Source organism: Acetomicrobium sp. S15 = DSM 107314 (genome assembly GCF_016125955.1).
Classification (GTDB): Bacteria; Synergistota; Synergistia; order Synergistales; family Thermosynergistaceae; genus Thermosynergistes; species Thermosynergistes pyruvativorans.
Genome location: NZ_JADEVE010000336.1, coordinates 33,431 through 53,875, shown reverse-complemented (window position 1 = coordinate 53,875; position 20,445 = coordinate 33,431). Strand labels below are relative to the sequence as shown.

The following is a 20,445-nucleotide window of genomic DNA, read 5'->3' as shown; positions in this document are numbered from 1 at the left end:
GCTTCACCTCTTTTCCCAAGGCATTAAAACCATCCGCTCGATGGGCCATAACAGCGCCCCTGTATCATCGAATACGGTTGCCACTTCATTATAAAGCGCAGAAGAGATTCCGACGAAAAGGATGGGGATCCCCAAAGCTTGTGAAAAGGCATTCACCTTCTCGTATCCGGCCACTACCACATCGGGCGTGGTGCCCTCCATCAGGTGAGGGTTAGCGACGAGGGCGGTGACCTTCGTCTTAGAGGCGCGCTCGAGCCCCTGCAGCAGCCTCTGCACTCCATCCAGACTTGCCGTGCTGGGCTGATAGGGGTTCACCACGTATAGCAACGTGTAACCTACCTGATCCATGAGGGGCGCGATCTGCGCGAGGGCCATGGCCCCTCTTTCGCCCCCTCCGACGTCGATGCAGACTCGTTCATCCTCTTTCAACAAGGCCCTGCCTACGGCGGGTGGAACGAGAGGCAAGTCGCTCCATCTCGCTTCGCCTGCCGTGCAGACTACGGAAAGCCCTTCGGAGAACGGCAGACTCGAGAGGCTCCTCACTGTAAAATAAGGGTTCAAGATATCCACGTCGGCCAAGGTTACGCTCTCTCCGAGGGCTAAAAAAGCCATAGACAAATTGAGCGCCCACTCGGTCTTGCCAGCCCCCAAGGCTCCTGTTACCGCTACAGCTTTCCCCCAGGGAAAGCTCTTGAAGCGATCTTTGAAGGTTGAATTCATCCCAAGGCATCCCCTTTTTTCAACCTGGCACCGCGCCACCAAGCCGCAGCATCGCGAGGCTCTTTTCCCTCCTGCTGCACTTCGAGCAACACGACACCGCCTTTGCCGCAGGCCACGACCGGTCGCCCGCCTTCGATCTCTACGATCTCACCGGGCTTGCCGCAAATGCCATCCGCAATAGAGGCGCGCCAGATTTTCAATATTTTTCCGTGCGCGAAAGTGAAGGCGCCGGGGGCAGGGTTTAAGGCTCTCACCAAGTCGTGAACGCGCTTTGAGGATTCATCCCATCGTATGAGGGCCTCATCCTTTGTGATCTTCGGAGCGTAGGTAGCCTCAGATTCGTCCTGAGGCTCCTCCCTTATCGATCCCTTAGACAAGCCCTCTAAGACTTCGAGCAAGAGGTGACTCCCTTCGCGGGCCAAGGCCTCACAGAGCTGGCCCGCGGTAGCATCCGGTGATATGGGATAGCGGCGTTGAGCCAATATCGGGCCGGCGTCCATCGCATCCACTAACCTGAAGACGGTAACGCCTGTCTCTTCCTTGCCATCCATTAAGGCTCTCTGTATTGGAGCTGCTCCGCGGTAAGCGGGTAAAAGCGAAGGGTGGATATTGATGCACCCAAAGGTGGGCGCAGATAAGATGGGTTCCTTTATCTTTTGGCCGAAATCTACAACTATTATCACATCCGGCCACTCTTTGCGGGGCGTATCGAGGAGGGTCGGTTCACGGTTTACATCGCGCGTCCGTATCAACGGCCCGTAACCGACTTTCGCCACTTCCTCCAGAGAAGACAGCGACTCCTTCAGCCCCCTTCCAGCGGGTTTGGGAGGCGGCACTACCACGACCTCGAAGTGCAAGGAAGCAGAAAGTTCGAGGAAACACCTCGCAGCAAATCTCCCTGAACCCATAAACCACAGGCGCAATATATCATTCGTCCCTTCGCTGGCGCTTCATCTTTTTCTTCACAAGTTGTCTTTTCATTGGAGAAAGGTAATCTATGAGAAGCTTTCCTTCGAGGTGGTCGATCTCGTGGAGCAATGCTCTCGCCAAAAAGCCTTCGGCCTCGACGGTATAGAGCTTGCCCTCTTCGTCCATGGCCTCGACGGTAACTTTCTGGGGACGCTTTACGTTTTCAAATATTCCGGGGAAACTGAGACACCCCTCTTCCCGCTCCTCCTCGCCCTCTTGAAGCAGGACCCGCGGATTGGCCAGGACCAATTTCTTGTCCTCCCAAGCCACCACGGCGAGTTTGCAATTAACTCCGACTTGAGGTGCTGCAACTCCGACTCCGTCATATGAATAAGTGGTCTCAAAGAGGTCCCTTACCAACGAGCGCAGCTCTTCGGAAAAATCTTCAACCGGGGCATTCCTCGCCCTCAGGCGCGAATCGGGGTATATGAGAATCTCGCGCACAGCCAAACAAGCCAACCCCCCATAAGGTGCAAGTCCCGACGCCCCCGCATGCGAGGGCGTCCATGCGTATATGAAATTCTTTTATATTATACACCCTATTCGGGCAGTTGGCCTTTTATAAGCTCGCCAATTGTGACGGATGGTTCGGTGTTCTGAAACTCCGCCTCTTGCGCCTTAGCCTCGCGATTCCTACGTTCTTCGCCTCGACCACGCCTGTTCTTCCGCTCCTCTTCCTCCTGAGCGGCCTTAATGCTGAGCCTGATCCTGCGCTCCTTGGGATTGACGTCGAGGATTCGAGCCGTCACTTCCTGTCCCTCGCTCAAAACGTCACCGGGCTTGCTCACAGGGCGCCTGCTGATCTGAGAGACATGAATAAGCCCCTCTACGCCCTCCTCGAGCTGGGCGAAGGCGCCGAATTCCACGAGCCTCACTATCTTCACCGTCACGTCGTCGCCCTTGTGATATCGCTCCTCAACGCCGAGCCACGGATCGTGAAGCTGCTTATAACCGAGGCTGATGCGCTTTCGCGACGGGTCGATCTCGAGGATCTGCACCTCGACCTGCTGGTTCTTCTTCAAGACATCCCTGGGGTGCTTGATCCGCGACCAGCTCAAATCGCTTATATGAATAAGCCCTTCTACGCCAGGTTCTATCTCCACGAAGGCGCCGAAGTCCGTAAGGTTGGTGACCTTGCCAGTAACGCGATCGCCGACCTTCCAATGCTCAATCGCCACGTCCCATGGGTCCGGTTGGGCCTGCTTGATGCTGAGCGATACGCGGCCGCTCTCTTTATCCAGCCCTATGAGCTTGACGGAGACGCGCTCTCCCTTTTTGACCACGTCGCGAGGTCTCGCGCTGCGCCTCCACGAAAGCTCACTCACGTGCACCAGGCCTTCGATGGCTCCCAAGTTCACGAAAGCACCGAACGAGGTTATACTGCTCACGGTTCCCTCGAAGATGTCGCCTAAGGATACGGAGTTGTAAAACTCCTCGCGCTTTTTGGCCGCTTCCTCTTCCAAGAGGATCCTCCTCGACAACACGAGGCGCCTCTTGCGCTTGTCCATCTCGAGGACCTTCACCTCGAAGGGTTCTCCGATAAATTTAGACTGATTCAAGAATCTCCCTTCTTCGGCCAGGTGGGATATAGGTATGAATCCTTCGATGCCGAAGGCATCCACGATGATCCCGCCCTTTACCTTCCTCAGGCCGACGACCTGGATGACGCCGTTGGCCTTCACGGCCTCTTCTAAGGCCCTCCACCGCTCGTCAAACTCGAGGCGCCAGCGGCTCAAGAACACCTGAGTCTCCTCGCCGCGAACGATCTTCGTAACCTGCACTCGCACCGTGTCCCCTACCTGCGGAAGGTCAGCCTTATCCACCAAAACGCGATGAGTCCACTCATTTTTAGGCAAGAAGCCCTCGCACTTGTAGCTTATGTCCACCAACCAGCCGTCATCGTTAGCGTTAACGATCTTGCCTTCCACAGCCTTGCCTCTGAAGATATTGCCGACTTCGTAATCCTCGAGCATGTGCTCCATGCTCTCGCCGCTTCTCCTCACCGCTTCAACGCGGCTTGAGGTTTCGGGCTCCGCCGCTTCCTGTTCAACGGTCTGCGCCTCGACTGCTCCGGCACCGCTTTCTACCTGCTCGCTTTCTGTCTCTTCGACGGAAAGCGGTGTATTCATTCCCTCTTTTTCATCCATCTGCCCTTTTTCAGGCTCCTCAAACATAACCTATTATCCCCCCATCGACCGCCGTCTCAACCTCGATACCAGATCTTCTATCAGCCAACCCGGGGTGCTCGCCCCGGCGGCTATGCCTATCTTCTCTTTGCCTTCCAATCCCCCCCAATCCAACTCATCGGCGTTCTCGATCCATTGAACGTCGACTCCCATAGATTTTGCGATGCTCACCAGCTTGCCGGTGTTGGCGCTGTTGCGACCGCCTATGACTATGATGCCATCGGCCTCGCCTGCAAGGCGCCTCACCGCTTCCTGCCTGGAAAGCGTCGCGCTGCAAATTGTATTGTACAATCGCAATTCCTTGGCCTTAGGCACCAAGGAGGCGCTTACTGCCGCCAGTACGTCTTCTTTCTGGGTGGTCTGAGCTACTACCCCAAGGCCGGCACAGGAAGGGACGAGGTCGACTCGCGAAGGATCGCTCACCACGAAGGAGTCACCCACGGCGTATCCCCTTATGCCCTGGACCTCGGGATGATCGGGATCGCCCACTATGACGACCGTATATCCCTCCTTCGAGAGGAAAGCGACCTTCTCCTGGACGTTGCGCACGAACGGACACGTGCCGTCCACTATTTCACAGCCTCGGCGGCGCAGCTCTTCGATGGCCTGCGGAGTAGCGCCATGAGCCCTTATGAAAGCCGTGCCCCCATGGGGAACCTCCTGCGGGGAATTAACCACCACAAGCCCCATACCTTCCAGGCGCTTCACCTCTTGGGGGTTGTGAATGGGGCTACCCAAGGCGTAAACCTTGCCCCTCGAGTTGATGGAGCGTTCGAGCTCCTCTATTGCCCTCTTGACCCCGAAACAAAGGCCTGTCGGGTCAGCCAGGATCACGATCATAAAACCCAACCCTCGAAAGCGCGGCGCATATGCCCCTCCATGTCGCTCAACAACGCACGATTAGAAATACAGGAAATATCATACCATATAACGTGAGAAAAATTCTTAAACCACGTCATCTGTCTTCTCGCAAAGGCCTTGGTCGATTTGGCGTCGAGCCTCGCAGCCTCTTCGAGCGTGATGTACCCCTTGTGATATGCCACTAGCTCCCTGTAGCCAAAGCCCTGCATGGCAGGCAACTCCTCTCCGTATCCCTTCGAGAGGAGGCATGCCACCTCCTCGACGAAACCGGAGACGAACTGCCTCCTTATGCGGCTTTCTATGCGGCTGTAAAGGTCTTCCCTGGGCCTGTAAAGCCCCAGGTAAAGGACGTCGTAAAGCCCGCCCATGCGGCTCCCCTCTTTGCGCCACCACGAAGCGGTGCGCCCGGTGAGGAGGTATATCTCGAGCGCCCTCGAAACCCTCCTCAGATCGTTCGGGTGAAGCTTAGAGGCCGTTTCCGGGTCTATTCGGGCGAGCTCTTCATGCAAAGAGGACCTCCCCTCTTCTTTGGCCCTACTTTCAAGCTTTTCTCTCAATTTCAAGTCTTTGGGCAACTGGGACGTCAGGATGCCGTCTATCAGGGCCTTATAGTAAAAGGGCGTCCCCCCAACGAGGAGCGGGTAGCGTCCCCTCGATCGTATATCTTCGATGGCGCTTCCGGCCAGGCGCACGAAGTCGGCTGCAGAAAAGATCTGGTCAGGATCCACCACGTCGATGAGATGATGAGGTATGACCCTGCGGACTTCGGGAGAGACTTTGTCCGTGCCGATGTCGAGGTAGCGATACACTTGGCGCGAATCCACCGAGATGATCTCGCATCCAAGCCGCTCGGCCAATTCGAGACTCGCCTCGGTCTTTCCCACGGCGGTGGGCCCGATGATCGCCACGATCGAGCGCTTTTTCACCGACTCCGGCCTAAAAAGGGCGACCTCGCGCATCAAAGGCCCTCCCGCTTGGCGTCGAGGAAGCTCTGTAACATCACGCTGGCTGCCACCTTATCGATCTTTTTGCGCCTATCGAGTCTCGAAACGTCCCCCTCGAGGAGAGACCGTTCCGCGATGGTCGTCGTAAAGCGCTCGTCCCACACCTCGATCTCAAGCACAGGAAAGCGCGACCTAAGGAGTTTCACGACCCTGCGCATGCGGTGTGCCTCGACCCCCTCGAGACCGCTTGTCCTCACCGGCAGGCCGACCACTATTTTCGAAACGTCGTAAAACTCGACGAGCTCGGCAAGTCTTTCGAGCCACTCCGAACGCCTCGACAACACCGCGATCCCCTGGGCGAAAAAGCCCAGGGGATCGCTCACGGCCACTCCTATGCGCACTTCGCCCACATCCAAACCCATGATCCTGGGCATTACGAGCTCAACATCCTCCTCAATATATCCGGCACACCGTTAAGCGCCTCTTCCACCTTCGACGGGTCTATCCCGCCGACTTGAGCCATCTGCGCCTTACCACCTCCGCCGCCGCCCGCAAGGGAGGCCACTTCCTTCGCCAGCTTACCGGCGTGAACGCCGACTTTGACGGCAGCTTCGTCGGCCATGATGACGAGTTGAGCGCGCTCTCCGTCGCGGCTCGCCAAAACCACGAGCGAGCGGGGCTGCCTGGACTTCACGCGGTCGCCCAATTCCCTTAAAAGCCCCACATCCGCGCCGTCGAAGGCCGCCGTTACGACAGAGACGCCCCCTATCTCTTCCCTCTTGCTCAAGATGTCGTCGATACGAGCGGCGAGAGCCTGGAGTTTAGCCTCCTCAAGGGCGCGCCGCAGGGATTTTATCTCATCCTGGAGGGACCCGACCTGGTCGCAGACCGCAAACATATCCGCGCCGAGACGCTCGGCCGCGCCGCGCAATTCCTCGTATGCCTGCCTTAAACAATTGAACGCAGGCATTCCGGCCACGGCCGTTATCCGCCTGGCGTCGGCTCCTATGCCCTCCTCGCGGACGATCTTGAAAAGCCCTATGTCGCCAGTGGCGTCCACGTGGGTTCCGCCGCAGAGCTCGGCGCAGAAGCCAGGAACGCGCACCACGCGCACCTCTTCGCCGTATTTCTCCTCAAACAGCGCCTTCGCTCCCAAGGCCTTGGCGTCCTCCAAAGACGACAGAAGGACCTGAAGGGGCACATTGGCCTGTATCTCGGCGTTCACAATCTCTTCAATCTTTTTCATCTCGTCGTTAGAAATGGGCGCAAAGTGCGATAGATCGAGGCGCAGATATTCCGGCGTTACGAGCGAGCCCGCCTGGCGTACGTGAGGCCCTAAGACCCTCACGGCGGCCTCGTGAAGCAAGTGAGTCGCAGTGTGATGTCGTCTGATGGCCCAGCGCCTCTCTTCGTCTACGATGGCTCTAACCTTCATTCCCGCGGATATGCGCCCCTCTTCCACCGTGCAGAGGTGCGATACGAGGCCGCCTTCCGCATACTTCACATCGTCAACCCTAAGCCTTGTGCCATCGGCCTCGATCCACCCTTTATCCCCCACTTGACCGCCTTTTTGCGCGTAAAAGGGGGTCGAAGACAAAAACACCTCCACCTCTTCTCCGGGCCCAGCCGTTTTTGCGCGCGCACCCCCTTTTACGAGGGCCAAGACGCTGGCTTCGGCCTCGGAGAGGACATACCCCTCAAAGGGCGTATCGCCGAGCTCTCCGTAAAGTTCGAGATATACGTCTTCCTTCAGAGAAGAGGGGCGCCTGCCGGCGGCGCGGGCGAGTTCGCGTTGCCTTTCCATCTCTCTCGCAAAGCCCTCTCTGTCCACGGAAAGCCCTCTCTCTTTGCATATCTCCTCGGTGAGCTCCAGGGGAAAGCCGTAGGTGTCGTACAGGACGAAAGCCACATCTCCGGGCAAGATCGTCTCCTTGCGGGAGAGGCGAGAGGCAATTTCAGCCTCTAACAGTTCGGTGCCCTGTTCGAGCGTGCGCGCAAACCGCCGCTCTTCCAATTCCAAGACCTGCTCTATCGTAGATCGGCCCTCCACCAGCTCCTCGTAAGGATCGGCCATCAGATCTATGACCACGGGCAAAAGTTCCGTCAGGAATGGCCTTTCCAAACCTATGAGACGGCCGTAGCGGATGGAGCGACGGATTATGCGCCTCAAGACGTATCCCCTGCCCTCGTTGGAGGGCAACACCCTGTCGGCGACCAAAAAGGCCATGGCCCTGATGTGGTCGGATATCACCCTGACGGCCATGTCCTGGCGACCGTCGCTGCCGTAGCGGACGCCGGCCAATGCGCAGACCCGCTCCACGATAGGCCTGAAGAGGTCCGTGCCGAAATCGTTTTTGGCCCGTTGCACAACCGAGCAGAGCCGTTCGAGCCCCATACCGGTGTCTATGTTCTTCTTGGGCAGAGGGCGGAGGACGCCTTCTGTGTCCCTGTCGTACTGCATGAAGACGAGGTTCCACACCTCTAAGTATCTGTCGCAGCTGCAGCCCACGCCGCAGGAGGGCGAACCGCAGGAAAATTCCGGCCCTTGGTCATATATCAGCTCAGAGCAGGGGCCGCAGGGGCCAACCGGCCCCACGGCCCAGAAGTTGTCGTCCTCTCCCAGCCGCACTATCCGCTCCTTGGAAAGCCCAACAACTTTATGCCATATCTCGAAGGCCTCGTCGTCATCGCGATATATGGTGGCGTACATCCGGTCGGCTTCAAGGCCTACGACGCGGGTCAAAAATTCCCATCCCCACGGTATCGCCTGCTCCTTGAAGTAGTCGCCGAAGCTGAAATTCCCCAGCATCTCGAAGAACGTGTGATGCCTGCCAGTTCTACCCACATTGTCTATGTCGTTAGTCCTCAGGCACTTCTGCGCCGTGACGGCCCTTTTGACCTCGGGCTCCCTCGCGCCCAAAAAATAGGGCTTAAACGGCACCATACCCGCTATGGTAAAGAGCACCGTCGGATCATCGGGGACCAGCGGAAAGCTCTTGTAGTGCTTGTGCCCCCGCTCTTCAAAAAACGAAATAAAAGCCTCTCTCAAGTTTCGTCCGCTCTTCCATTCCATCTCTGCAAAGCCACGCTCCTATCGCTACGGCGTACCCTCAACGCCCGACGAGGCGCTTGCGGCACCCGGCCGCCTCTTCCATAACGCGCTCAGTGTCGGCTCCGAGGAACTCTCCATCCTTATATATCCACCTGCCGGCCACCATCGTAGCCTTCACGTCGGCAGAGGAACCAGCATACACGAGGTAACCTGCCAAGCTGTCGAGATCCCACCCGACGTAATGAGGGCGGTCGAGATCCACCAAAACCAGATCGGCCTGCCACCCCTCACAGATCCTTCCCACATCGGCAAAGCCCAAGGCCTTGGCGCCCTCGTAGGTGGCCGCGTTCAGCACCTGAAGGGCGGTGACGCACGAGGGGTCCCTCTTTAAGCCCTTGTGAAGGAGGGCTGCGGTGCGCATCTCACCCCACACGTCCAAGCGATTGTTGCTGGCGGCGCCGTCGCTACCCAACGCCACGTTCACGCCGCACTCAAGCATCTCAGGCATAGGCATCACTCCGCTGCCGAGCTTCAGGTTGCTGCTCGGGTTGTGCACAACCGCTACGTTACTCTTTGCGATCTCGTTCAACCTGTCGCGAGGAAACCAAACGCCATGCGCCAGGACGAGGCTTGAAACGTCGAGCAGCCCGACTTCGCTCAAGAAGAACACCGGGTCTCTGCCGAGTTCTTTTTCGATGTAATTGAGCTCCCACTCCGTCTCAAGCCAATGGACATGAACGCCGAGGCCGCGTTCGCGCGCCGCTTTAGCCACCTCGGCCATCATGTCCGGGGGGACCGTATACGGAGCGTGTGGCCCGAGTTGAACGCTCACCAGACCTCCCCGACCGTTCCATTCGTCGGCCAAGGCGAGGCCGATCTTCAAAGTCCTCTCCTCGGCTCCTATGATGCCCTGGCATATGCCGCACCTCATGCCCACTTCGAGGGCCGCCTTCGCCACCTCGTCCATGAAAAAATACATGTCGCCGAAGCACGTTACGCCGCAGGAGGCCATCTCGACCATGGCGAGGAGCGTCCCCACGTAAATGTCTCGCTTCTTTAGCCGCCTTTCGACAGGCCATATCTCCTTTTCGAGCCACTCCTGGAGGGCCTTTTCCTCTCCCAACCCCCTAAGGAGCGTCATCGCCGCGTGCGTGTGGGCGTTTACGAACCCGGGAATGAGAGCCAGCCTCCCCTTGCCGTCGACGGTCGCGGCGCCGTCGCACGAGCCAGCCGGCAAAACGGCGGCGATGCGCCCTCCCTCGACCGCCACGTCGCAGGCGTGCGCCCGCTGCCTCGAGCCGTCGAGGGCGATCACGTTCGAAATCAGCATGTCATTCCCTCCACTCCCGCATATACGACTCCTGCTCCGGCGTCATCGCCTCGAGTTTTATGCCGAGGGTCTCAAGCTTTAACCTCGACACCTCTAAGTCTATCTCATCGGGGACTTTGTGTACCCCCGGCTCCAAATCGTGCTGAAAGATGTAGAGGGCTGACAATAGCTGAAGGGCGAAGCTCAAATCCATGATCTCTATCGGATGGCCGTCTCCGGAGGCCAGGTTGACCAGCCTTCCCTCGGCCATCAGGTGGATGCTCCTGCCGTCCGGCAATTCGTAAGTCCAAATCCCGGGGCGGGAGACGAATTTGCGAGACGCGAGCTCCTCGAGCTCCGGTATGTTTATCTCCACATCGAAATGGCCGGCGTTGGCCAGCAGGACGTCGTTTTTCATCTTGACGAAATGCCTTTTCCTTATGACGCCGATATTGCCCGTGACCGTAATGAATATGTCGCCGATGGAGGCGGCCGTATCCATATCCAGCACGGAAAAACCGTCCATGTAAGCCTCAAGCGCCCTGTGCGGATCGGCCTCCACCACCGACACCATCGCCCCGAGGCCGCGAGCCCTCGCTGCCACGCCCTTGCCGCACCACCCATAGCCCGCAACTACCACGGCTTTGCCCGCTATTAGGCGGTTCGTGCTCCTCGTGATCGCATCCCACACGGACTGCCCCGTGCCGTGGCGATTGTCGAAGAGGTACTTGCTGTAGGCGTCGTTGACGGCGATGACCGGTATCTGCAGGACCTTCTCCCTGGCCATGGCCTTAAGGCGCCTCACGCCCGTCGTCGTCTCCTCGCACCCTCCCTTTATCTGAGGCAGGATGTCGGGCCGCTTTTCGTGCACCATGACGATCATGTCTCCGCCGTCGTCTATGATGACGTGCGGATCCCACGCCAAAGCCGAATAGATGTTGGCAAAATACTCCTCCGTCGTCATGCCGTGCCAGCTGAAGACGCGAACGCCCCTGGCCACTAAAGCCGCGCAGACGTCATCCTGCGTGGAGAGCGGATTGCTGCCGGCCGCAAAGACTTCGGCTCCGAGCCGCTTGAGCGCACAAAGCAAGCACGCCGTCTTGGCCTCCAAATGAAGGCATGCCGCCAGGCGAACGCCCTTTAAGGGCAAACCGCCCTTCAGGCGCCCCTGAAGCGACTTCAGTACCGGCATGAATCGCCAAGCCCACGCGATCTTCTCCTCGCCCTGATCCGCCAGGGCCGGATTTGCTATATGAAACTCCTCCATGGCTAAGAACCTCCTAAGTGGCTTTCATGGCCCGCTCGATGCTTTCGCCGTAGGGAGGGCGCAAAACTCCGACTTCCGTTATTATGGCGGAGACGAGCTCCGACGGCGTCACATCAAAAGCGGGATTCCAAGCCGAGACATTTCGCGGGACGACAGCCTTACCACCGAAAGAGCGCACCTCTTCGGGGTCCCTCTCCTCTATCGGGATCGCCTCGCCTGAAGGAACGTGTACGTCTATGCTGCTCCTTGGCGCGGCCACGTAAAAGGGTGTGCCAAAGCGCGAGCTCGCTATGGCAAGGCTCAACGTGCCGATCTTGTTCGCCACATCGCCGTTGGCCGCTATGCGATCGGCCCCAACTATAACGGCATCAATAGCCTTCTTCTTCATGACGAAGGCCGCGGCGCCGTCGCACACTACGGTAACGTCAAAGCCGTCCTCTTTGAGCTCCCACGCCGTTAACCGCGCCCCCTGAAGCAGCGGCCTCGTCTCATCCACGAAGACCTTTACGCTCTTGCCCGCTTCCTTGGCAGCACGGACCACCCCTAAAGCCGTGCCGTATCCGCCCGTGGCCAAAGCGCCAGCGTTGCAGTGCGTCAAAACAGAAGCCTCGGCAGGCAAAAGAGCCTCCCCATGCTTCCCTATGGCTCGGTTCGTCGCCACGTCTTCCCTGTGTATGGAAACGGCGAGCGCTTCGCTCTTCGAGGGCAGTTCACCGTCGCTCGAAGACATTACGACCTCTTTCATCCTCTCCATGGCCCAAAAGAGGTTCACCGCCGTGGGGCGCGTCCGGGAGAGACGCTCTATCGCGCCAAAAGCCGCTTCTTTTCCCTTCGTTGCCGCCAGAACGACTCCATAGGCTGCGGCTATCCCTATGGCTGGAGCTCCGCGCACGACCATACTTTCTATCGCTTTCGCCACGCCTTCGGCATCTTCGCAGCGATAATACGATATCTCCCAGGGCAGTTTCCTCTGGTCCAGCAGCTCTAAGGCTTCTCCTCTCCACTCGATAGGCTCGGGGAGCACGCCTTCACCTCCCTCAACCAGTGCGGGAGGAGTACGATCTCGCGCACATCCGCCACCGCGTCGCCGTCGGAAAACTGCACCTTCACCTCATCGCCGACTTTCAAATCGGAGGCCTGCGTCACGACGCGCCCGTCGGCGTCCAGGCAAGTCACCCACCCTCTGCCGAAGGCCTTGAGCGGAGACAGCGCATTTAAAGAGGCGGCGCTTTCGGCCAGCCTGCCTTCGGCTTCTGAGAGAAGCGCTTCGACGGCGTAATTCAGCCCGGAGAGGGCGTCTTGCACCGAGCGCTCGATCCTTTCCACGTGGCTCCTCAGACAAACCGATACAAGGTTTTCTTTCAACCTCGCGAGCTCGCTCTCAAGGCGCTCGATCCTCTTTCCGAGGTAAAAGGAGGCGTTCCTTTCCATGGCTTCGAGGCGCAGCAACAACTCCATCCGATCCGGGAAAGCCATCTCTGCGGCGGCCGAAGGAGTCGGGGCGTGGACATCAGCGGCGAGGTCCGAAAGGGTGAGGTCTATCTGGTGTCCAAGCCCGGTGATGATGGGCACCGGAACGCTCCTGACGGCCCTCACCACCCGCTCGTCATCGAAGGGGTTCAGGTCATCTCTGCTCCCGCCGCCTCTTACCAAGAGCACTACCTCCACGCCCTCTATGCCTCCTGCGATGCGCAAGCCCCTCACGATCTCCTCGGGCGACTCCAGGCCCTGGACCAAACACGGCACAACCACGATCTCGCACTGCGGAAAGCGGTGGCTGGCCACTTTTATCACGTCTTGGACGGCAGCGCCCGACGACGAGGTCACGACGGCCGCTTTCATCGGATAAGCAGGCAGCGGGCGCTTGAACCTCTGCTCGAAGAGCCCTTCTTCCTGGAGGCGCTTCTTAAGCTCTTCCTTCGCTCTGGCCTGAGCACCCTTGCCCAAGGGGCGTATGTCCCTCACGTAGAGCTGGTATGTTCCCCTCTGGCCGTATACGCTCACCCTTCCCTCGACCAGCACTTCGTCTCCGTCTCTGGGCCAAGAGGGGATGCGAGAGGCGTCTCCGCGGAAGAGGACGCAGTTGATCCGGCTTTCTTCCCCTGCGAGGACGAAATAGACGTGGCCGCTTGTGTGCCTTTTGAAGCCCGATATCTCCCCTCGGACGACCACTGACGACAGAAGGCGGTCGCTCTCCAAGAGGAACCTTATATACTCCGTAATTTCATCCACGCCGAGGATCTTGACCTTCTCCTGCACCAACGCTTTCCTCCAATTCCAAGGCACGGACAATTCGCCCCAAGACACCGTTCACGAAACGGCCCGAATGCTCCGTGCCGTATTTCTTAGCCAGATCCACAGCCTCGGATATAGCCACAGGCAGCGGGACCAGCCTAGCGATCACGCCCTCATACAAAGCCAGCCGCACGGCGGCCAAATCGACGGCCACCATCCGCTCGGGCCTCCATCCCACTACATGACGGCGTATTTCGTTGTCTATCTCGGCGCGCACGGCCCACACTCCCCGCACCAGGGAAGAGGCGTATTGGACGATATTCCCCTCCTCTCCCTCTTCGAAGGGAAACAGCTCAAGCGCCTCTTCTACTTTCTGGTCGGGACGCAAATCCAAGGAATATAAAAGCTGCAGGGCGATCTCGCGGGCTCTGTGTCGGCCGCGCGAAAGCGACACCCTTTTCACCTCCTGCGACATCTTAAGGGGTTGGAAGGAGTCACTTTACCTCTCACAATCGTAAAGTGCGCCACCCCGTATCCGGCCAATCCCGCAATGCAGACTACCAGAGAGCGCCAGAAGCCCAACTGGACAAAGGCGACGATGGCGGAAGCGAGAACGGCCCAGAAGAGAGGGTGCATGTAAAGGCGACCGGGCTCGGGCATGGAGGGAGCTTCCTCTTTTAAAGCCCACCCCACGCGGACCGACGAAAAGCCGATCTTCTTCAAGTCTCTCTCCAGGTCTGCGACCAGCGCCTCGACCTGACGGAGATCGGAATCGGGGCGCACCAAAAACAGGTATAGCCTACCCTCCTCGGCTACAAAGGATACGTCTTCGCATTCGTAACCAAAGGGCAAGCGACAGCGCAGGAACTGCAGCAGCGCATCCTTTTGAACCCATATAGACCCCAGGTTATTCGCCTTCCATAAATAGTGCACAGCCCTCCCCCCTACGCAGCAGAGGCTGCCCACAGATCAAAGCACTTCCACCGTCACCAGAAGCTCACCCTTCCTCTTTGAAGGCCTCTGCATCCTGTCGCTCAGCGCTCTCGCTCTCTTTTGCTGGCTCTTTGGGCGCCTCTTCCAGCGGTCGGCCGTCTTCGAAGTGTATGCCCTGCACGTAGACGTTGACGGCCTTCACTGTGTATCCGGTATATTGTTCGAGCTGATTCTTGATCGTCTCTTGAAGGTCCCATGCCACGTCCGGTATGCGAAGGCCATATCTTACCGAGATGTAGGTATCTACAGTTACCTGCGGATTCTCCTCGTCCTCGAGAGATACGCGGACGCCCCCGTACATCTTGCGGCCGAAGCCCATCTTAGACATCATGCTGCCCGCGGAGGGCTGCACTCCCTTAATTGTGCGGAGGGCCTGCATCGCTATCTGACCGATGACGGACTCGTCGATCTTGACCTCTCCTCGTGGCTCCTCCACAGGCACCAACGGTCTGGCCTCTGCGGCCTCTTCCGACGCCATTTTCTCCTCTTTCTTTAATTCTTCAGCTTCTCCCCCTTCGGAAACCCCTTCGGAAGCCACTTCCTCTTCTCGTCTTCTTTCCTCCTCCATCTGATCCACCCCCTCACGTCTTTTTCAAGATCGAGGAAGGTCAAAAAATCCCCCACAACTGGGGCACTGCAGCTGTTCCCCCTCCTCGTATTCGTCGGGCTGGTAATAAAAACTATGCCCACACGCGGGGCAGGTAAGAGAAGCATAGAATTCCTCGTAATCTTCCTCTACCCCTTCGGCCTCCTCTCCCCCTTTGAGGAGGTCCACCTCATCGTGAAGATCGCTCATCTCGTCTTCCAACCTCAGGCAGCTATCGAGGACGTCGCCATAGACCTTCTCACCCTCATCCACCCTCTGCTTGAGCTCCTGCAGTTCGAGAGAGAGCGAATCGATGGCGCAAAATATCGCATCGAACAGCCTCTTCTCCCCTTCATCGGTTAGAGGGGCACCTTCGAGCAAGCCTTTTAGGTAAGCTATGGCCTCTCGTGAATTCACCCTTTTGCCTCCTTCCCCAAAACAGATCCTCATTTGGCGCGCTCGATGTAGTTTCCGGTGCGCGTGTCCACGACGACCGCATCTCCCACCTCGACGAACATGGGGACGGTTATCACGAGGCCGGTCTCAAGCGTAGCGGGCTTCCCTCCGCCGCTCACGGTGTCGCCCTTGAAACCCGGCGGGGTGTCGACTACCTTCAGCTCCACGGATTTCGGAAGCTCAACGCTCACCACCCTGCCGTCGAGCAGCTGGAGCGTCACCTCGAGGTTGTCATGGAGGTATCCAGCGCCTTCGCCCAAGATCTTTTCGGGCACATATACCTGATCGTAGCTCTCCAGCTCCATGAAGACGTAATTGTCGCCATCCCGATACATGAATTGCGCAGGCCTTTCGTCGAGGATTACGCGCTCAAATCTCTCGGTGGGACGAAAGGAATTGTCAACGATAGAGCCGTTGTTCATGTTGCGCAGCTTGGTCCTAACTATGGCTCCGCCGCGCCCCATCTTGTGATGCTGACAATCCACTATCTCCCACACTTCACCCTGCCATCGCACCTTCATTCCCTGGTGAAAATCGACGGCCTCTACGATATCCGCCATCCAGCTACCACCTGCTCTTTCAACCCGACTCTGAGTCCAACTGACGCCTCATAGGATACAACAATCGCAGTCTCCTGCCAAGGCAGGGGGGTTATCGCAAATTGAGCGTGCTCATCTCCACGCTCGATGTGGGCACCTCTAATATATAGGGCACCACCACGGCTACCACTTCTGACCTTTCCTTGTCTTTTCTTTTACTCTTAAAGAGTTCGCCCAAGAGGGGGATATCCGACAAGACGGGGACCCTGGTCGTAGTCACCGTATTTCGTTCATTAAAGAGCCCGCCGATTACGAAGAGTTCGCCATTTCTAACACGCACCATAGTTTTGACCTCCCTCAAGCTCGTTATCGGCACTTCCTCTCCCCTGCCACCCGCACGCCACTCAACGATCTCACCAGTTGTAATATTCACGTTTATAGTCACTACGCCGTCCCGCCCTATTGTGGGCGTGATTTCGAGCGTGGGCCCCACCTGCTCTTCGCTGTAAACCGGGTTCCCAGCGTCGTCACGTTCCGATATATACTTGTAATTTGTCGTTAGGCGGATGCTGGCTTTTTGGCCGTCAATGGTTACGATTGAGGGGGAAGCCAAGATATCGGCGGCGTTCTTTTCAACCAAAATGCGAAGCCCTGCATCTAAGACCCTTAAACCCCCTTCGGCTATGTCCTTGAGGTCTATGCCTTGAGGCGATGTCGTCCTGTCGTTTTTGGGCCCATAGCGCGCGGCATCGCTTGCACTCGAATAACCCAACATTCCACCGCTCGCGCCGTAAGATAGCCACCAATGGCTGTAGACAGCCTCAACGAGCGATTCGAGTTCCTCTTTATTCGTGTCGCGCACCTCTATGATTCGTGACTGGAGCATAATTTGCCTCCCCGGATGATCTATCCTGTCTAAAATCTTATTCACCTCATAGAGCTGATCCTCGCTTCCGGCGACATAAATCGTCCGCAATCTCTCGTCCACCGCGACCTCGGTTATCCCGGTCATCCCCTTTATGAGCTCGCTTACCTGCTTGGGGTCCGCATAAGCCACATTGTAAGACCGCCTTGACACTTTGCCCAGCACCTTGCCGAGTCCCTGCTTGGTCCCGAATACGACAGTTTTACCCATTACGGCGTAGCTGAGGTCGTGCATGCGCATGATGTAGCCCAACGCTTCGTTCAGCGGCACGTCTTTCAGGCTCATCGTCAATGTGGTGGCCGGCACGCTTTGGTCAGCGACGATATTCATCCCCGTGATCTTACCGAGCATACGTATGGCATCCCTGAGGTCCATATCGCGCCACTCTATAGTTACGGGTGTCGTGATGGCCATGGGGTCCCACGCCTTTATGGGTCCAGGAGCCTCCCTTAAGGCTTTCTTGAGTAATGGGGCATGAGAGACAGCCTCCAGGTGAATGAAGTACCTGTTGGCCGGGGCCTTGCCCATCACCTCCTTGACAGCGAGCTCTTCTCCTGTAAAGACCTTCATGGCCACACCGTCATCCGCCTGGGCAAGCTCTACGCCTTTGACCAGAGGAAATGGATAAGGCTTTCCCCACTGTGTGCTTGGTAAAGTGGTTTCGGGCCACAAAAACTGAAGCTCTGAAGGGCTTTGAGATGTAACTTGAGGCGCAGGCAGGTAAAATCCCCTAACCTCTACGATGACAAGCGACGATCCGACCTGTTGCACCACGATGCCCTCGACCTTGGCCTCCTCGGAAAAGGCCGCGCCTGTTGCGGCAAAGATGGACAAAAAAGCTGCCAAGACAGAGGGTTTTAAGGCATTAAGAATATTTCCTTTTTTTCGCCCACCCATGAAACCACCACCTTATCGGAAGAAATGCTCTCTATTCTTCCTTTACCGTTTCCAAAGGTATAACCTGCCTCGGCCAAAATCCCCTCCTCGCTCCCGATGGAGATTACGGCGAGGGTTTTTTTGCCCATGAGCATAACGCCTTTGACGGTTATAGGAGGCATGGGCTCTGTATAGAGAAAAGTGCCCTCGTCCGCGCTCGCATAGGAAGCCGTTGAAACTTTTTCGGGAAGCGGCGCAAAGAGGTAACGCCTGGCAGACGCGCCTACCGAAAAGACCTCACCGCTGCGAGCCGAATAAACGACCTTTGCTTCCTCCGCCAACGCCGAGAGTTCAGGGAGCGACCGCTGCATTTTTTCTGCTGCATCGATTGCAAAACTGTCTTTTGAAAAGTTTACCATGTTCACAAAAAGCGACAAAGACCACAAAAACCCAAGCGCAAGAAGGATTAAAAATGCCCAACGTAACGTTATAAAAATACCGCTTCCTTTAAGTAGGTTGCCCCACAATCCCTTAACGGCGCTACCCCAGCTGTTTTGAGTAGCCATGACTTACCTTTTCAGGATGGATTCTAAAACGGCCGTCCCGCGGACTGTGCTACCATCTCCAGGCAAAAAAACCAAGAATTTTAAGCGGGCTACCCCATCCATCTGTCTCCAGTCAGTTATAGCCTTGAGGACCGAGACGTAGCTACCGGTGAAATTCACCTGGGCCGCCACAACTCCTTTTTCACCCTCGACGGGATGGACGTCCGCGACGCTAATCTCGTTTCGCGTCAGTGCGCTTTCTACGCCCGAATAAAACGAGACTTCGTCCTCGAGTATCCTCATGGGATACTTCAAAAGCTTAAGCCTGGCATCTTCGTACGCCCTTGCCTCAGACGCAGCGCGTTCGATTTGCAACTCATAAAGGGTCCTTTCCTCTTCGAGGCGCGCAATCTCTTTCCGTAAGGTCGTCACCTCATTTGCAAAGTGGAGCTCTCCTAAGACAAGGAAGGCAAATATGAGCAAAGAAGCCAAAATTACAGTGGCTTGCCTATTCTTTAAGAAGCCCATCTTCAGTGCTATTGTAAAGTTCGCTAAAGCCTTTAAGTGAGCAGTTCAAGTTGAATTCGACTATACCTTCGCGGTCTTTTACGATTTTTCGTGTGACCGGAAGGTCCACGTTTAAAACCACGGGAGAGGCCAAAAGCCTCCTCGCGAATTCCACAACTTCCCCCTCGGTAGGAGCATAACCTTGAAATGTTGCCCTGCCTGCCCTTATTTCAAGTTTTGAAAGCCACGTCTCATCCGAAAGCGCTTCCTCAACGGCCGACAAGCATTCCAAAACAGGAGGCTCAGCCTTTATAAAGGCTATGGCCTTCCTGTATAGTTCCACATCGTCCTTTAAGGCAGCCAAATTCTCGCTGATATTAGCGTGCCGCTTTTTTAGCATGTCAACTGATAAGTTTAAGCTTTTTACCCGAGATGCAAGCTCCTGTGACAACAAAAAGCCGTAAACCAAAGAAGTACAAGCCATAAGCGGGAAAAGGCATATTAAGGTAAGGGCTGTGAGGCGCACTAAGTCTATCTTCTTTTGCGCAGCTATTATCGCCTCGCGCGGCCTCAAGTCCAGTTTCACTTTCACAACAGACCCCTCACGGCAAGCCCGATGGCTGCCTCCCATCCGTCTTCAGTGAGGCTCTTGGGTGGCTTAATGTCCCAAACATCCCATACACCCGTCGTTAGCGCTACGGGCAGGCTCACCTTGTCCTGAATGGCGCTGGCCACATCCTCTCCACCGCCATTTATAATTAACACCTCTACCTTTAGCCCTCTGAAGGTCCCTCCGATGTATGTTGCAGTAGATGTTATCTCTCGAGTCAGGTCGGAGGCAAGTTCCTCGACGGGAGAGCTCTTCAAGCCAAAAAGGAGCGTGCGGAAGAGAATTCCGTTATCCTTATAAGCCACTACGAGCTGCGACGTCTCCTCACCCAAAATGAGCACCATAAAGCCGCCTTTGCCACCTTCAGGGCCGCAGACTGCCCTGAAGGTGGCGAGGTTGGCTGGCTCCAGAGCCGACAGGTTCAACCCGCCCTTAGAGGCGACATCCACGAGCACTTCTACGCTCTTCCTCCTTGAGGCCGCTACGAGTAGCAGAAACCTTCCTTCGCTCCCCGGAAACTCAACAGGTGCCAGGTCGTAAGTGGCTTCTGATGCGGGGAATGGGAAGTGCCTCTCGAACTCAAAACCTATAGCCGCGCGCGCCTCCTCGAGCTCCATGGGGGGAAGTTCCACGACGCGCAACAGCACGTCGCGCGGAGGCAGGCCCAAGGAGACGGGCACGGGAGAAATTCCGACCTCTTCTTTTAAGGTCGTGAGAGCCGGCAAAAGGCCGGTTGCGTCTACCAGTGCGTCTTGGTAAACCGGAGCCGGCAAAACCGGTACTAAGGCGCAGCGACAGCTCAAATCCCCCAAGGCGCCCGAAATTTCCACGTAACGCAGACCACCGGGTTCTATACTCATACCGG

The 20,445-nt window shown here is 57.1% G+C and carries 22 protein-coding genes; all 22 read right to left on the bottom strand.

Annotation, left to right across the window (positions count from 1 at the left end; genetic code table 11):
• Positions 1-3: 3 nt before the first annotated feature.
• The 22 genes from EZM41_RS09775 to pilM all read right to left on the bottom strand — a co-directional run bounded on the left by EZM41_RS09775 (position 4) and on the right by pilM (position 20,440).
• Positions 4-720 carry a hypothetical protein gene (locus EZM41_RS09775; RefSeq protein WP_198470909.1) on the bottom strand — a complete coding sequence of 239 codons (717 nt, stop codon included), beginning with the start codon at positions 718-720 and terminating at the stop codon, positions 4-6.
• The gene (fmt, locus tag EZM41_RS09770; RefSeq protein ID WP_232619282.1) at positions 717-1,643 is read right to left on the bottom strand and encodes a methionyl-tRNA formyltransferase; all 927 of its coding nucleotides are present in this window, start codon (positions 1,641-1,643) and stop codon (positions 717-719) included. Before fmt ends, EZM41_RS09775 begins: the two co-directional genes overlap by 4 nt.
• A gap of 4 nt (positions 1,644-1,647) precedes the next feature.
• Positions 1,648-2,133, bottom strand: coding sequence for a peptide deformylase (gene def, locus EZM41_RS09765; RefSeq protein WP_342449301.1), 486 nt, complete (start codon positions 2,131-2,133; stop codon positions 1,648-1,650).
• Positions 2,134-2,228: 95 nt separating this feature from the next.
• A complete protein-coding gene (gene rpsA / locus EZM41_RS09760; protein ID WP_446697836.1) occupies positions 2,229-3,863 on the bottom strand; it encodes a 30S ribosomal protein S1 in 1,635 nt (544 codons plus the stop codon).
• 6 nt (positions 3,864-3,869) lie between these two features.
• Positions 3,870-4,715: a 4-hydroxy-3-methylbut-2-enyl diphosphate reductase gene (ispH, locus tag EZM41_RS09755; protein WP_198470907.1), complete on the bottom strand. Its 846-nt coding sequence runs from the start codon at positions 4,713-4,715 to the stop codon at positions 3,870-3,872.
• Complete coding sequence (gene miaA / locus EZM41_RS09750) at positions 4,712-5,695, bottom strand: tRNA (adenosine(37)-N6)-dimethylallyltransferase MiaA (protein ID WP_198470906.1); 984 nt, start codon at positions 5,693-5,695, stop codon at positions 4,712-4,714. Before miaA ends, ispH begins: the two co-directional genes overlap by 4 nt.
• On the bottom strand, positions 5,695-6,114 hold the full coding sequence (gene ruvX, locus EZM41_RS09745) for a Holliday junction resolvase RuvX (protein ID WP_198470905.1): 420 nt from the start codon (positions 6,112-6,114) through the stop codon (positions 5,695-5,697). The genes miaA and ruvX overlap by 1 nt, the downstream gene beginning before the upstream one ends.
• On the bottom strand, positions 6,114-8,753 hold the full coding sequence (gene alaS / locus EZM41_RS09740) for an alanine--tRNA ligase (protein ID WP_198470904.1): 2,640 nt from the start codon (positions 8,751-8,753) through the stop codon (positions 6,114-6,116). Before alaS ends, ruvX begins: the two co-directional genes overlap by 1 nt.
• A gap of 37 nt (positions 8,754-8,790) precedes the next feature.
• Positions 8,791-10,062: an amidohydrolase gene (locus tag EZM41_RS09735; protein ID WP_198470903.1), complete on the bottom strand. Its 1,272-nt coding sequence runs from the start codon at positions 10,060-10,062 to the stop codon at positions 8,791-8,793.
• Between the two features lies 1 nt (position 10,063).
• On the bottom strand, positions 10,064-11,308 hold the full coding sequence (locus tag EZM41_RS09730; RefSeq protein ID WP_198470902.1) for an adenosylhomocysteinase: 1,245 nt from the start codon (positions 11,306-11,308) through the stop codon (positions 10,064-10,066).
• A 13-nt stretch (positions 11,309-11,321) separates the two neighbouring features.
• Positions 11,322-12,332: an S-methyl-5-thioribose-1-phosphate isomerase gene (gene mtnA, locus EZM41_RS09725; protein ID WP_198470901.1), complete on the bottom strand. Its 1,011-nt coding sequence runs from the start codon at positions 12,330-12,332 to the stop codon at positions 11,322-11,324.
• Positions 12,293-13,567 carry an exodeoxyribonuclease VII large subunit gene (gene xseA, locus EZM41_RS09720; protein WP_342449292.1) on the bottom strand — a complete coding sequence of 425 codons (1,275 nt, stop codon included), beginning with the start codon at positions 13,565-13,567 and terminating at the stop codon, positions 12,293-12,295. The genes mtnA and xseA overlap by 40 nt, the downstream gene beginning before the upstream one ends.
• Positions 13,533-13,997: a transcription antitermination factor NusB gene (gene nusB, locus EZM41_RS09715; protein WP_342449291.1), complete on the bottom strand. Its 465-nt coding sequence runs from the start codon at positions 13,995-13,997 to the stop codon at positions 13,533-13,535. The genes xseA and nusB overlap by 35 nt, the downstream gene beginning before the upstream one ends.
• Positions 13,998-14,002: 5 nt before the next feature.
• Positions 14,003-14,476 (bottom strand): hypothetical protein, encoded by a 474-nt coding sequence (locus EZM41_RS09710; RefSeq protein WP_198470898.1) that lies wholly within the window; start codon positions 14,474-14,476, stop codon positions 14,003-14,005.
• Between the two features lie 64 nt (positions 14,477-14,540).
• Positions 14,541-15,104: an Asp23/Gls24 family envelope stress response protein gene (locus EZM41_RS09705; RefSeq protein WP_198470897.1), complete on the bottom strand. Its 564-nt coding sequence runs from the start codon at positions 15,102-15,104 to the stop codon at positions 14,541-14,543.
• 24 nt (positions 15,105-15,128) lie between these two features.
• Complete coding sequence (locus EZM41_RS09700; RefSeq protein ID WP_198470896.1) at positions 15,129-15,539, bottom strand: CD1247 N-terminal domain-containing protein; 411 nt, start codon at positions 15,537-15,539, stop codon at positions 15,129-15,131.
• A 29-nt stretch (positions 15,540-15,568) separates the two neighbouring features.
• Positions 15,569-16,138, bottom strand: coding sequence for an elongation factor P (gene efp, locus EZM41_RS09695; protein WP_198470895.1), 570 nt, complete (start codon positions 16,136-16,138; stop codon positions 15,569-15,571).
• Between the two features lie 91 nt (positions 16,139-16,229).
• Positions 16,230-17,939 (bottom strand): type II secretion system protein GspD, encoded by a 1,710-nt coding sequence (locus EZM41_RS09690; RefSeq protein ID WP_198470894.1) that lies wholly within the window; start codon positions 17,937-17,939, stop codon positions 16,230-16,232.
• Positions 17,900-18,484, bottom strand: a complete 585-nt coding sequence (locus tag EZM41_RS09685) for a hypothetical protein (RefSeq protein WP_198470893.1) — start codon at positions 18,482-18,484, stop codon at positions 17,900-17,902. The genes EZM41_RS09690 and EZM41_RS09685 overlap by 40 nt, the downstream gene beginning before the upstream one ends.
• Before the next feature lie 3 nt (positions 18,485-18,487).
• Positions 18,488-18,955 carry a hypothetical protein gene (locus EZM41_RS09680; RefSeq protein WP_198470892.1) on the bottom strand — a complete coding sequence of 156 codons (468 nt, stop codon included), beginning with the start codon at positions 18,953-18,955 and terminating at the stop codon, positions 18,488-18,490.
• A 16-nt stretch (positions 18,956-18,971) separates the two neighbouring features.
• The gene (locus EZM41_RS09675; protein WP_198470891.1) at positions 18,972-19,562 is read right to left on the bottom strand and encodes a PilN domain-containing protein; all 591 of its coding nucleotides are present in this window, start codon (positions 19,560-19,562) and stop codon (positions 18,972-18,974) included.
• On the bottom strand, positions 19,559-20,440 hold the full coding sequence (gene pilM / locus EZM41_RS09670; protein ID WP_198470890.1) for a type IV pilus biogenesis protein PilM: 882 nt from the start codon (positions 20,438-20,440) through the stop codon (positions 19,559-19,561). The genes EZM41_RS09675 and pilM overlap by 4 nt, the downstream gene beginning before the upstream one ends.
• Positions 20,441-20,445: the final 5 nt, after the last annotated feature.